The following is a 13,987-nucleotide window of genomic DNA, read 5'->3' as shown; positions in this document are numbered from 1 at the left end:
GGATGTAGTTCGGCTCTTTTATGACCTATATTTTATTGCACGTCGACTTCTTGGCCTGTTTGAAGTCGTTCTGCACCGCGAATAGCAATTCTATCACCTGTTATTAAACTGCCTACTTCAAGTGGGGTGACTGCAATAAGCTGGCCTTTTCCTTCGCCGACGGAAACAGGAATTTGAATTGCTTTACTCTGCTTATCAATTTTCACGATATGTGTTCCTTGCTTGCGAATGATTAATGCATCACGGTTAACTAACAACATCGAATTTTTACTTTTTAAGGGGACTGCAACGTCTACAAGTTGGCCAATTGCCCATGCATGCTTGTTTATAGGGTTAAGCATTGCGCGTACTTCGATTGTTTGTGAACGCGGATCCGTTGATGGGATCACGGCAGTAACAATCGCAGTTGCGCTTTGAAGTTGTGATAAATCTCCCGCTTTTATTGGCAGCTCGATACCAGGCTCAAGATACTTTAGGTATTTGACGGGCACGTAAAGCCTGACCTCTAAATGATTTATATCTAATAAGGTGAGCAACTCTTCTGCACGATTTATCTCACGGCCAGCGCGTTTAAATCGTTCGCTGATCACGCCTGCGAAAGGGGCCCGGATAGTGGCTCGTTTGAGTTTATCTTCAATAACTTTCAGTTCAAGCTCGGCAAGTGCAATGTCAGAACGAGCTAGATCGTGCTTATTTTGTACTAGGTCAACTTGGCTAATTGCCGCGCTACTCGATTTTGCTAACTCTGTGAGGCGCGTCAGTTCCTGCTGATATAGGCGTAGATTAATTTTGGCGCGGTTAAGCATCTCTTGCTGACGTGCTTTGTCTAATTCAAGAGGAAGTGTATCCATACGCACTAAAATATCATTTTGGTTGATACTAGTTCCAGGTTCAGCGACATATAAAAGACGACCGCTAATTCCCGCGGTAAGGGTCACATCGTCTTTACCATAAAGGGTACCATTGACCTCAATTTCACTAGTAAGGGGCGCTTTAGTAACACTATCTACAGTAACCGGAACAACAGCCTTGGCATGGGTCACAAAAAAACTACAACACAGGCCAAAAGTGAGGATTGCTGATTTTATATTATTCATTGATTTACTCTCGAGATTCATTGGTTTGCCTTTAAACTTTGTGGAGCATTTGTTATTGAGTCTTCCACTTTTGAAGGGGGCAGTTTACGGCCAAGTTGTAACAAACTAGGCATTAAAATGAGGGTGAATAGGGCACTAATTGCCATTCCGCCGACAATAACGGTCGCAAGTCCTCTATAAATTTCTGAGCCAACACCAGGCATCAGCATCAGTGGTAGCATACCAAACAGACTCGTTAGGGTGCTCAAGTAAACTGGGCGCGACCTGAGCAACACGGCTTGTTTTACTGCAGCTTCACGATTAAGCCCTTTAGCCATTGCTACACGTGTTTGGTCAACTAATAAAATCGCATTATTAACTACCAAACCAAGTAAAATAATAAAGCCAATCATGGTCAGCAAATCGAGGGATTGAAAGGTAAATAAGTTAAGAATAAACAGTGCAAGCACCCCGCCTGCGATAGCGAGTGGCATAACAAGCAGCACTAAAAGGCTGTCTTTTGCTGATTTAAATAGCGCCGTCATCAGTAAAAATAATATGAATAACGCAAGCATAAAATTAAGTGACATTTCAGTCATCGCAGAATTCATTTTTTGTGCATTACCTGCCAAGATAGCTCCAGCATTGCTTGGTAAATTAGCTCTAACTTTCGGCATAACTTGTTCAGTTAAAATTGTTTGTGCTTGTTGTAGGCTCATATTGGCTGGGGGCGTAACCACTACACTCACAGTACGACGACCATTAACACGGCGTAATTGAGTTGGTCCTACAGTACGCTCTATATTCGCCAGCTCCCCCAATGTTTGAATGCCTGAATGTGGGGTCACAATAGGTAATGCTTTGAGTTGTTCCGGTGTTTGCCATGGTACTCCGCGTAGAATTACATTCATCCGCTCATTGCCATCGAAGTACTCATTAACAAATAATCCCCCAGTGTAAGCTTGTACAGCTTGAGATACATCGCGCCGTGTCAAACCTGCTTGTGTGATACGGCGATCATTAGGTGTAAGTCTAAGCTCAGGCTCTGCCATGTCTAAGCGAGGTTGTGGTTGAGCCGTTGCATTTGGTAGTGCTTCTTTAACAGCCTGCAGCGCTACGTTTGCACCGACCACCAAATCGTCCATGTTTGGTCCCGTTAAATCGATATTAATAGCACGGCCATCACCGCCATTAGCAACTTGGATCATTGAACCTCTGAAAAAGAAAACTTGGGTGTCTGGCAAGTCAATAAATATTTCTTCTCGCGCGACCTTCATCAGTTCCTCGACTCGCTGCGGATCGGCAGAGTAAATAAAGCCACCTGCATTTGAGCCAAATGCGTAGAAGTTAAAGTCTTTGATACCCGGCTCTTTTTCGCCAGTGTAATATGGCATTAAGCGTTTTTTTACTCGCATTAATAGCTCTTCTTCCATAAATTGCACATTGCCACCCGGTGGAGTAGCTAAGTTAAAGAAGAAGCCATCCGTCGGTGCGCGGGGCATAAAATCAGTTTTAGGTAACATTGTTAGCGTAGTCAATACTGAGCCACCTAAAAGTAGCCCAATCCAAGTCAGCTGCTTAACGCGGCTATTGGTGAGCTTCATGATGAACGAACTTAGGTTTTGCCAATAAAGGTGATAAGGGTCTGCTTTGAGTTCAGTGTCAGGCCATAGATTATTGGCTAAAGGAATAAGCGTAATCGCGCATACCATAGACGTGATAACAGCAATAGACAGAGTTAATGCTAAGTCTGAAAACAGTTGTCCTTCAATACCGGCCATAAACAAAATAGGTAAAAATATTGCTACGCTTGTGGTGGTTGAGGCAAATAATGCTCCCGTTACTTGGGCAGCGCCTTTTAAAGCGGCTTTTCTATTATCCAACTCCTCTGAACGCAGTCTGGCTATGTTTTCTTGCACAATTATTGCCGCATCTAACACTAACCCCACTGCAAAGGCTAAGCCCGCAAGCGAGATAACATTTAAACTGCGGCCAAAGATATTTAATGCTAAAAATGCGACCATTAATGAGATAGGAATTGTCGCCGCAATGATAAAGGTAGCCTTTAGACCTCTAAAGAACAGCCATAAAATTAGGCATGATAAAACAACACCCAGTCCTAAGTTACCTTTCACTAACGAAAGCGCATTACGTATATGTACAGAAGCATCAAAGCTCAACTCAATAGATAAGCCATTGTCAGCAAGGGGGCCTTGGTTTAGCTCTTTGATTGCTAAATTAATATCATCTAATAGTGCTACGGTGTTGGCGCTATTAGAGCGTGAAATGCGTATGTAATAGGCTGGTTTGCCATTGCGGCCACTCATGCCTAATCGATCTGAATAGGTGCGTTCTACGCTGGCAATATCGCCTAAATAGATTGGACGATTGTTTGAGTAACCCACACGCATTTGTGCCATGCTCGCTAAGTCGTACTGTCCGGTAAACCTTACGGTGTATTGGCGTCTTCCAACATTGGCTAAGCCACCTGATGTATCGCGGGAGCTGGCAAGTACATTGCTAATTTGATTTAAGCTAATGCCTAATGCGGCAGCTTTATGAGGGTCGAATGTAATTCTTAACTCTTTTGGTCGTTCACTGGCTAAATCTACTCGAGCAACTCCGGGTATACGTGCTAAGCGGGGTTCAATAAACTCATCAATTTGCTTTTGAAATTGCGCCATATCAAAGTCTAAATTATCCGATTGATAATCTTTTGGTGTAACCAAAAGTGTCGCAGCCGCTTCGCCATTGTTTCCCCCAGCGAAAACCACAGGGTCAAACGCATCGAGCGGCAGAGGGGGCGCTTGATTTAAGCTCGTTAGTACATCGAGCATCGCTTGCTGCATGTTTTGCCCTACGGCAAAGGTTAGCGTAATTGATCCATTTCCGCGGTTGATATTAGTATTCACCTCGAGTGCGCCGGGAGTGTTTTTAACGGCATTCTCAATTGGCTCTATAATGACTGATTCTATTTCTTCAGGGGCTGCTTGGCGCCAACCAGAAAAGATGGTGATTTGAGGTTGTTCGATGTCTGGGGTTAATTGAATTGGCAGTTTAAAAATACTTAAAATGCCAAATAAAATAATTAACACTAAGATGACTATAACGCTCGCGGGGTTTTTTAACGAGCTACGCGTCAGATTCATTGTGGCTGTTCCAATATTACTTTGCTGCATTGTAGTGCTAGCTAAAAAAAATGCCAGCTAAGCAAATTAGATATGTTACAAAGGTAGCGATAGGTGGCACAAAATCAGGGTTGAAATGTGTTTTCGTAATACCCTGTAACAATTTAATTAAAAGTAAGCCCCTTAATATATAAGAGGCTTGGTGGTTTAGTTAGCTTTTATCGGAATCTAACATCTCGTCGTGTTTTGTCATGTCCCACGGCAGCTCCCCAGGACTGTTGTCTAAAAAGTGTAGGTAGTTTTCAAACTGATCGAGTATATCCCTAACAATATCATCTTCATTAAAGCCATAAATATCGTAAGATAAACCGCCTCGGCGTAAAAACACCTCGGCACGATAATAAAGCTGAGGGTCATCCTCATTGGGTTTTAACTCAGCGTAAGCAAAGCTGGGAGTTGCGTGCTCTGTTAACCTAATATCGTAGACAAAATCAACATGTTCATGTCTTAACACAGTTAAAAAAGCACGCCCCATGACATCATTAAATTCAACTACGGCTTGCCATTGGCGAGTTTTAAGTTCGGCCTGCACAGATTCCATTGCGTTAATAACAGTTTGGCTGATAAAAGTATGCACGTCGTTCTTTTTAGGGTAGCTGACCATCGCAGCTAAGCGTCGCTTCCAATGTGAAAGGTCTGGACTTTTGTTGGTCAATGTATGTGCTTGTAAGCTAGAGTCTCTGTGTCCTTCGATTCGCAAAGCGCGCCATAGTCCAGCGGTTGCAAGTAACATGATCACAGCAAAGGGTAATGCACTTGCTATCGTCATTGTTTGTAGCGCACTTAAACCACCGGCAAGCAGAAGCACAGATGCCACGGTGCCCTCTAATACAGCCCAAAAAACGCGCTGCCAAGCTGGTGTGTCGAGGCTGCCTCCTGATGCAAGTGAATCAATAACTAATGATCCTGAATCGGATGAGGTGACAAAAAATGTAATAATCAAAATGACCGTCACTAACGAGATAAAAAATGACCAAGGTAGGGCTTCAAATAATTGAAATAGCGCAACAGCGTGATTTGCCTGCACGTCTACAATTAAGGTGTCAAACCCTTCATTCATTATCAGGTTTAATGCTGTGTCGCCAAACACAGAGAACCATAAAAAGGTAAAAATAGTTGGGACTAACATTACACCTACGACAAATTGCCTAATGGTGCGCCCACGGCTAATTTTGGCAATAAACATTCCTACAAATGGTGCCCATGCGATAGTCCAGCCAAATATAAATAATGTCCAATTACCTATCCAGTCACTGCGGCTATAGGCTTGTAAGTTAAATGTACGTTCAACAATACCACTTAGGTAACTGCCGGTATTTTGTAAAAACGATTCTAAAATATGAATGCTTGAACCGACAAAAAAGACAAAGGTCATTAACGTGATTGCCAGTACCATATTTAAAATAGATAGGCGCTTCACGCCTTTATCCATGCCTGCCACAACCGAGATGGTCGCAGCGGCTGTTATTGAAGCGATGGCTATAATTTGTACCGTGGTATTAACAGGAATACTAGGCCATAAGTAATGTAATCCCGCGTTGATTTGCGTTACTGATAAGCCTAATGTGGTAGCAATACCAAATAGAGTGCCTAAGATGGCAAATACATCCACTGTATGACCAGTAGGGCCGTGAATTTTATCACCAATCAGAGGGTATAAAGCAGAGCGTATCGATAATGGTAGGCCATGGCGAAAAGCAAAGTAAGCAAGTACTAATCCTACAATGCCGTATATAGCCCAGATATGAAAGCCCCAATGAAAAAAGGCAATTTGCATTGCTTGTTTAGCTGCATCCACAGTTTCTGCTGCGCCACTTGGCGGTGAGGCATAGTGTAAAACGGGTTCAGCAACGCCAAAATAAAGTAAAGCCACACCGTAGCCAGCAGAGAAAAGCATGGCAAACCATTCAGGAAAACTATACTGGGGCTGTGCATGGTCAGGTCCAAGCTTAATATTGCCCCAACTAGAGGCGGCAACTGAGACAATAAAAACCAAGAAAATAGCGACAGACAACATATAAAACCAACCAAAGGTTTCTGTTATCCATGATAAGGTTACACTGAATGCTTCACCGGCCAGTTCGGGGTTACTGATAGTGCCAAGTACTAAACATAAGATGATGAAAACTGCAGGTAAAAATACAGGCAGCAAAAGAGTTGAGCGGAATGTCTTTTTCGTCATATATTAATCCCTAATATTAAGTGCTAACTTTAAAGCATGCCTGCATACCTTATTACATATATTGGGTACTGGCTAATTAAGTAGCTTGCATTATTTACCCAAATTAGCTAAATGCTGATACTAAACGGGCTCTACTGATCATGAAAAAACTAATCGATCACCGTGGCAACGCGCAGTTTGGCGTGTTTGAGCAAGGGATTGAACAAATTAACTATATGGATTTTGACTTGCGCAACAGCATGGGCAAGGTAACAAGCTCGTTTGCGAAAAAGCTAAAATTTAATCAGTTTCAGTTTATAAGTTTTACGTGTGAAACTCTTATTATTGGCTTAGCGATAGTTGACTTGAAAATTGCTAGTAACTGTTTTGTCTATGTGTATCACCCAAGCACGGGTGAATTTGAGGAGTTTAGCTTTACTAATTTATTCGCTATGAGTACTTACATTGATACTACGCCAAACTCAGGCAAGGCGCATTTTCATAAAGGTGGGAATAGTGTCACGCTCAGTGCTGAATCAGGTTTGCGTAAAGTCACAGTATGCTTAAACGCAGGACTTAAAATAAAGGCTGTCATTGATGAGTCAGTAAATTACAACCCGCTTACGGTTTGTGCAAGAGCGAGTTTTACTGGTTTTCACTTTACACAGAAAGTTGCAGCACTACCTTGCTCAGGCACTGTCGACTGGCGAGGTAAACATATCAACCTTGAGCAAGTAAACGCGTTGGCATGTGTTGATTGGAGTGCAGGCTTTATGCGCCGAGAAACATTTTGGAACTGGGGGAGTTTAGCTTGTACTTTAACAGATGGGCGCCGTTTAGGTCTAAACCTTGCAGCAGGCGTTGTAGAAACAGGCTTTACTGAAAATGCGTTGTGGCTTGATAACTCTTTAATAAAAATAGACATGGTCGATTTTAAGTTTCAGCGTTATCGCGATAAAAACGATTGCAGACAATGGCAGTTGCGCTCAAACGACGGCATCATAAACCTAACCTTTGAGCCTGTAGGTAACCGCCACGATAAAACTAACTTACTTATTATCGCCAGCAATTTCACTCAACACTTCGGTCGTTTTTATGGCCAAATCACCCTCGAAAATGAAGTGATTACACTCAATGGCGAGTGGGGCTTTACCGAAGATCATTATGCGAAATGGTAGAGAGAGTATTTTAGCCGTCAGCCGTTTGATCTGACTCCGATAAAGTAAACATTTGGTTTTAACTCATTAATTAGTATTGAGTGAAAAATAAAATAGCTGGGAGTGATATCCTCAAACCCAGCTATTAACTTAAATCAGCTCATCGCTTATAACTTCATAGCTTACAGCTCTTATTCGTCTATTGAACGAAGTAGGGCGTTAATACCGACTTTTTCGCGGGTTTGTTGATCGACTTTTTTCACGATGATTGCAGCGTACAGGCTGTGTGTACCATCTTTTGATGGTAATGCACCAGGTACTACAACAGCCCCAGCTGGCACGCGGCCATAGTGGATTTCGCCGGTTTCGCGGTCGTAAATACGCGTGCTTTGACTGATGTAAACGCCCATTGAGATCACAGCGCCTTCTTCAACTACTACACCTTCTACAATTTCAGAACGTGCGCCAATAAAGCAGTTATCTTCAATAATTGTAGGATTCGCTTGTAACGGCTCTAAAACACCGCCTATGCCCACACCGCCCGATAGATGAACGTTCTTACCTATTTGTGCGCATGAGCCTACAGTGGCCCATGTATCAACCATGGTGCCTTCGTCAACATAGGCGCCAATGTTTACGTACGATGGCATCAGTACTACGTTCTTACCAACAAAGCTGCCTTTGCGTGCAACAGCGTTTGGAACTACGCGCATACCACCTTGTTGAAATTGCTCTGGTGTGTAGTCACTGAATTTAAGTGGCACTTTATCGTAAAACTGGTTTACACCATCGTTCATTGGTTCGTTATCGCGGATACGAAACGACAGTAACACGGCCTTTTTCAACCACTGATGTACAACCCATTCACCGCTAATTTTTTCAGCAACACGTGCTGCACCACTATCAAGTAACTCTAGCGCATCAATAATGGCTTGCTTTACATCGCTTGATACTGAACTTGGGGTGATGCTATCACGGTTATCCCAGGCGTTTTCAATCATGGTTTTTAAATCTGACATAATGTCCTCTTATTCGATTTCTGCGTGGAGTTTTTTACGCAGTGCTTGATGAATTTTTGTTTGTTCTTCGTCGGTCAGTGCTTGGTATTCGTTATTTGATACCACGAAGAAATCTTCTGCGCGTTGACCTACGGTGGTTATACGCGCAGCGTGTATATGTAATAAGTGTGCTTGAAAAACTTCAGCTATTTTGGTTAATAAACCAGGAATATCTACCGCTTGAATTTCAATTAAACTGCGGTCTTTACGCGGGTGAGGGCGCAGTATAATTTTTGGTTTTATATTAAAGTCTTTAAAGCGCTGTGAGCGATTCTTTTTAAAGCGTATTTTTTTACGTGGATCTGCTAACGCTTGGTCAAGTCCGCGCTTTATTGATTGTGCTCGACCACTGGCAATCGGCTCACCACTGACCTCTAGGACAACAAAGCTAAAAACGACATATCCGTCTCGCGTTGTCAGTACTTGAGCGTGTTGAACTTGAGCTTTTTTCGAGCCAATCACATTTACTAAGCGCGCAAAAATGGCACCAGAATAGGGGCTATACACAAATACTTGTGTTCCACCATGCATCGCTTTATTGGATACGATAACACTTGGCTGTGACAAGTCAGCATTAATTAAGTGTTCGCTATGCCATGAAATTTGCTGTTCGCTAAAGGCAGTGAAGTAGTTAGCTTTAAACCGACTCCAAATTAAATCAATTTTCTCTTCGCCATATCCCAAATTAATCAAGCGTTGCTTAGCTTGACGTTTTTTATCACGAATTTGGTCTCGCTGATCCATTGGGTTTTCAAGTCCCAAGCGAAGAGCACGTTGCGCGTGTAAATACAATTCACGAAGAAGCGTGTTTTTCCAATCATTCCATAAGTTGTCATTAGTTGCGCGTATATCCGCAACAGTCAAACAATATAAATAATCTAATTGGCGCTCTGTTTTTACTTTTGATGCAAATTCTTTAATCACATCGGGGTCATTAATGTCTTTACGCTGGGCTGTAACCGACATAAGTAAGTGATTAGCCACTAACCACGAAATAAGCTTACCATCTGAGTTTGTAAACCGATGAAGTTTGGCAAATGCAATAGCATCTACAGAGCCAAGCTCGGAGTGATCCCCGCCACGGCCTTTGGCAATATCATGGAAAATACCCGCTAAGTACAGTAATTCTGGTTTATCCATTCGAGTGACTATTTCACAACATAATGGAAACTGATTGCTGCTTGATTTATCAAAATATTGATAAATATTATTAATTAATTTGTGAGTATGCTCATCGACCGTATAGGCATGAAACAAATCAAACTGCATTTGCCCAAATATATTGCGCCATTGTGGTAAGTAGGCCGCGAGCATGCCGTGTTTATGCATCAAAGTAAAAGCACGACCCATGCCATTAGGGTGTTTAATGATACGTAAGAACGCTTCACGGCACGCTGCGTAATCTTGCAAGTCACCGAGTAGACGCCTGCGTACTTGGCGTATAGTGCGAATTGTACTTGGATAGATATGCGTGATAGCAGGGTTATCAGCAATATGCTCAAACAATACAAAAAGCTGATCACGGCGGAAAAACACTGACGGATTTTTTACTTTTATTTGATGACCAACACGTTCGAAGCTATTGTCGAGCTCTACAATTGGTTGCTCACTGGACTCAGGTAAAATACTTTGCTCAAAATATGACAATAGCATTTGGTTGAGTTCGCGCACGCGGCTCATAATCCGAAATAAACGTTTCATCATACGTTCAACCGAGGCTTTACCATCACTGCCAAAGCCAAGGATTTCAGCAGCAAGGGGCTGGTGGTCAAACAATAAACGGTTTTCAGAACGCTCAGCAGCGAGGTGCAAGGCAAAGCGAATATTCCATAGGTTTTCTAAACACTCAGAAAGCTCTTGGTATTCTTCGTGTGTTAAGTAACCATGACTAATAAGTTCTTGCAGGGTTTCAGCTCTAAAATGCTTTTTTGCAACCCAAATGATGGTTTGTAAATCACGCAAGCCACCCGGGTTCTCTTTTATATTTGGCTCAAGGTTATATGCAGTACCATGACATTTTTTATGGCGAAGGTGTTGTTCTTTTACTTTAGCCAAAAAGAAATCATCTGAGCGCCAAATAGGGGTGTCAAGGATATGCTTTTTAAGCTTTTCATACTCGATGTGATTGCCAAACAATAAGCGGCTTTCTAGCAAGCTAGTGGCAAACGTAACGTCTTCACGTTTCTGTTCAATAGCTTGATCAATGGTGCGTACACTGTGGCCTATCTCTAAACCTAGGTCCCATAACATAGTGACAAATTGACCGATTTTTTCACAAATAGCGTCACTTGGCTGCTCAGTAACGAGTAATAGAAAGTCAATGTCAGAGTAAGGGTGTAATTCACCTCGACCATACCCGCCAACTGCAATGAGCGCTAAATCAGGCTCATGTGCTAAGTCATAAACATGAAATAGCTTGATCAGCAGGCGGTCTATAAATTCAGCGCGGGCATTAATCAAATTACCAACGGGTTGTTTTGAAAACTCGTTTTGCAGCCATTTATAAAAATAAGCGGAGCAATCGCGGTAATCGTTTAGTTGCTCAGCATCGCTAAGCAACTTTTTTACTTTATTGGGTAATGCCACGTGGGCTGGCTCCTAATGTTCGATGATCCTGTCTATCGTATCATCTGATCGGAGCGTTAAAATTTCAACACCATTTTCAGTTACTAACAGTGTATGTTCCCACTGCGCTGACAAAGAACGGTCTTTTGTGACCACGGTCCAGTCATCTTTTAGCAGCTTACATTGGCGTTTGCCGGCATTGACCATAGGCTCAATCGTTAAGCACATGCCCGCTTTTAAAGCCTCGCCAGTGCCCGCACGGCCATAGTGCATGATTTGTGGCTCTTCGTGAAACTCAGCGCCGATACCATGCCCACAATATTCACGCACGATAGAATAATTAAATCCTTCAGCGTATTTTTGAATCGCTTCGCCAATATCACCAAGGCGTACACCCGGTTTGACCATTTTAATAGCCAAGTAGAGACTCTCTTGGGTTATTTGTGCAAGACGTTTGCCTTGGATGTTGGGTGTTCCAACATGAAACATTTTTGATGTGTCGCCGTGGTAACCATCTTTGATGACAGTTACGTCAATATTTACGCTGTCACCGTCTTTTAATGCTTTGTCATTTGGAATACCGTGACAAATAACGTGGTTTACTGAGGTGCAAATTGATTTTGGAAAGCCGTGATAATTTAACGGCGCAGGAATAGCTTTTTGCACATCAACAATATAATTATGACAAATTGTATTTAGTTCATCAGTGGTCACACCAGGTACCACATGTGGCTCAATCATTTCTAGTACTTCTGCTGCTAAGCGCCCAGCAACACGCATTTTCTCTATTTCTTCAGGGGTCTTGATCACAGCACTCATAGAGGCTCCATAGTCGAGTTTTGACACATTTATCGTCGCACAAATTTTGCACGCGACGTTGAATATTTGTTTTTAATATGGTATAAAGCGCGCCGTCTTTTTACAAATAAATTCTTAAATGATTTTTTGTATTTAAGGCATACACAATTTTATTTTAACACACACACGTATCGTCACATACACTTGGGTGCATTTGAAGTTAATAAACTTCGGTGTTGGTGCTATGGGATATGTGGAGGCCTAACCCTAAACTAAACAGAGGATTTACAAAATGGCAAACGTTTCAATGCGCGATATGCTTCAAGCTGGTGTTCACTTCGGTCACCAAGCACGTTACTGGAACCCTAAGATGAAGCCTTTCATCTTCGGCGCACGTAACCGTGTTCATATCATCAACCTTGAGCAAACTGTACCAATGTTCAATGACGCACTTAAGTTTTTATCAAGTGCTGCAGCAAACAAAGGTAAAGTACTTTTCGTTGGTACAAAACGCGCAGCAAGCGAAGCAGTGAAAGAAGCGGCGATCGAAAGTGACCAATTCTTCGTTAACCACCGTTGGTTAGGTGGTATGTTGACTAACTGGAAAACAGTTCGTCAATCAATCAAGCGTCTTAAAGACCTTGAAATCCAAAGCCAAGACGGTACTTTCGAGAAGTTAACTAAGAAAGAAACGTTAATGCTTAACCGTGAAATGGAAAAGCTTGAAAAGAGCCTTGGTGGTATCAAAAACATGGGCGGTCTTCCTGATGCGCTTTTCGTTATCGATGCTGACCACGAGCACATTGCAATCCGTGAAGCGAACAACCTAGGTATCCCAGTTGTTGCAATCGTTGATACTAACTCTAACCCAGATGGCGTAGATTACGTTGTTCCAGGTAACGATGATGCTATCCGTGCTATCAACCTTTACACTAGTTCAGTTGCTGCTGCAATCACTGAAGGTCGTGAAAACAACATCGTTGCTCAAGCTGAGAAAGACGATTTCGTTGAAGCTGAGTAATTAGCTGTCATCAAGTCTTCATCTAATTTTAGGTGAAGACTTGCTATTCTTGTAGAGCGGGAACCCGCTTATCTAACCTGAATTCAGATTTGAGGATTTACTAATGGCTGTAACTACTGCCCTAGTTAAAGAATTACGCGAGCGTACTGGCGCTGGCATGATGGATTGTAAAAAAGCGTTAACTGAAACTGATGGCGACATCGAGTTAGCGATTGAAAATATGCGTAAGAGCGGTGCTGCAAAGGCTGCTAAAAAAGCAGGTAACATCGCTGCTGAAGGTACTATCATCATCAAGCAAAACGCCGGTGTTGCAGTACTTGTAGAAGTTAACTGTCAAACTGACTTCGTAGCTAAAGACGAAAGCTTCCTAGCATTTGCCAACAAAGTTGCTGACGCTGCTATCGCTGACACTATCACTATCGAAGACTTACAAACTAAGTTTGAAGAAGATCGTGTTGAGCTTGTGACTAAAATTGGTGAAAACATCAATGTACGTCGTCTTCAGTACATCACTGGTGAGCAACTAGTTGAGTACCGTCACGGTGAGCGTATCGGTGTTGTTGTTGCCGGTGTTGCTGATGAAGAGACACTTAAGCATGTTGCTATGCACGTTGCTGCTTCAAACCCAGATTACCTAACACCTGATGATGTACCTGCTGACGTTGTAGAAAAAGAAAAGCAAGTACAAATCGACATCGCGATGAATGAAGGCAAGCCTGCTGAAATCGCTGAAAAGATGGTTGTTGGTCGTATGAAGAAGTTTACTGGTGAGGTTTCACTTACTGGTCAAGCTTTCATCATGGAACCTAAAAAGTCTGTTGGCGAAATTCTTAAAGAGAAAAACGCGACAGTTACTAGCTTCGTACGTATGGAAGTTGGTGCAGGTATCGAGAAGAAAGAAGAAGATTTTGCTGCTGAAGTAGCTGCGCAAATTGCTGCAGCTAAAGGTCAGTAAGATTAACT

The 13,987-nt window shown here is 42.4% G+C and carries 9 protein-coding genes; 3 read left to right on the top strand and 6 right to left on the bottom strand.

Annotated elements, in window-relative coordinates; genetic code table 11:
• Positions 1 to 32: 32 nt before the first annotated feature.
• The 3 genes from ACHUE3_RS14165 to ACHUE3_RS14155 all read right to left on the bottom strand — a co-directional run bounded on the left by ACHUE3_RS14165 (position 33) and on the right by ACHUE3_RS14155 (position 6,446).
• Entirely contained in the window at positions 33 to 1,118 is a 1,086-nt protein-coding gene (locus tag ACHUE3_RS14165) for an efflux RND transporter periplasmic adaptor subunit (protein WP_394193037.1), read from the bottom strand.
• Complete coding sequence (locus ACHUE3_RS14160) at positions 1,115 to 4,225, bottom strand: efflux RND transporter permease subunit (RefSeq protein WP_394193036.1); 3,111 nt, start codon at positions 4,223 to 4,225, stop codon at positions 1,115 to 1,117. The genes ACHUE3_RS14165 and ACHUE3_RS14160 overlap by 4 nt, the downstream gene beginning before the upstream one ends.
• Positions 4,226 to 4,415: 190 nt before the next feature.
• Entirely contained in the window at positions 4,416 to 6,446 is a 2,031-nt protein-coding gene (locus ACHUE3_RS14155) for a BCCT family transporter (RefSeq protein ID WP_394193035.1), read from the bottom strand.
• A gap of 140 nt (positions 6,447 to 6,586) precedes the next feature.
• On the opposite strand from ACHUE3_RS14155, the gene ACHUE3_RS14150 reads away from it, so the two are divergent.
• The gene (locus tag ACHUE3_RS14150) at positions 6,587 to 7,603 is read left to right on the top strand and encodes a DUF2804 domain-containing protein (protein WP_394193034.1); all 1,017 of its coding nucleotides are present in this window, start codon (positions 6,587 to 6,589) and stop codon (positions 7,601 to 7,603) included.
• 170 nt (positions 7,604 to 7,773) lie between these two features.
• Here the strand turns inward: ACHUE3_RS14150 and dapD are convergent, their stop codons facing one another.
• Genes dapD through map form a run of 3 tightly spaced genes read right to left on the bottom strand, consistent with a single transcriptional unit; the run spans position 7,774 to position 12,051 of the window.
• Complete coding sequence (gene dapD, locus ACHUE3_RS14145; protein ID WP_394193033.1) at positions 7,774 to 8,601, bottom strand: 2,3,4,5-tetrahydropyridine-2,6-dicarboxylate N-succinyltransferase; 828 nt, start codon at positions 8,599 to 8,601, stop codon at positions 7,774 to 7,776.
• A 9-nt stretch (positions 8,602 to 8,610) separates the two neighbouring features.
• Entirely contained in the window at positions 8,611 to 11,226 is a 2,616-nt protein-coding gene (gene glnD, locus ACHUE3_RS14140; RefSeq protein WP_394193032.1) for a [protein-PII] uridylyltransferase, read from the bottom strand.
• Positions 11,227 to 11,238: 12 nt separating this feature from the next.
• Entirely contained in the window at positions 11,239 to 12,051 is an 813-nt protein-coding gene (gene map / locus ACHUE3_RS14135) for a type I methionyl aminopeptidase (RefSeq protein ID WP_280953826.1), read from the bottom strand.
• A gap of 244 nt (positions 12,052 to 12,295) precedes the next feature.
• Between map and rpsB the strand changes: the two genes are divergently transcribed.
• Positions 12,296 to 13,024: a 30S ribosomal protein S2 gene (rpsB, locus tag ACHUE3_RS14130; RefSeq protein ID WP_135474171.1), complete on the top strand. Its 729-nt coding sequence runs from the start codon at positions 12,296 to 12,298 to the stop codon at positions 13,022 to 13,024.
• 103 nt (positions 13,025 to 13,127) lie between these two features.
• Positions 13,128 to 13,979 (top strand): translation elongation factor Ts, encoded by an 852-nt coding sequence (tsf, locus tag ACHUE3_RS14125; protein WP_394193031.1) that lies wholly within the window; start codon positions 13,128 to 13,130, stop codon positions 13,977 to 13,979.
• The last annotated feature ends 8 nt before the right edge of the window (positions 13,980 to 13,987 follow it).

Source organism: Pseudoalteromonas atlantica (genome assembly GCF_043641955.1).
Lineage (GTDB): Bacteria > Pseudomonadota > Gammaproteobacteria > Enterobacterales > Alteromonadaceae > Pseudoalteromonas > Pseudoalteromonas atlantica_A.
The sequence above is the reverse complement of the archived record's forward strand: the minus strand, read 5'-3'. Positions and strand labels throughout refer to the sequence as shown.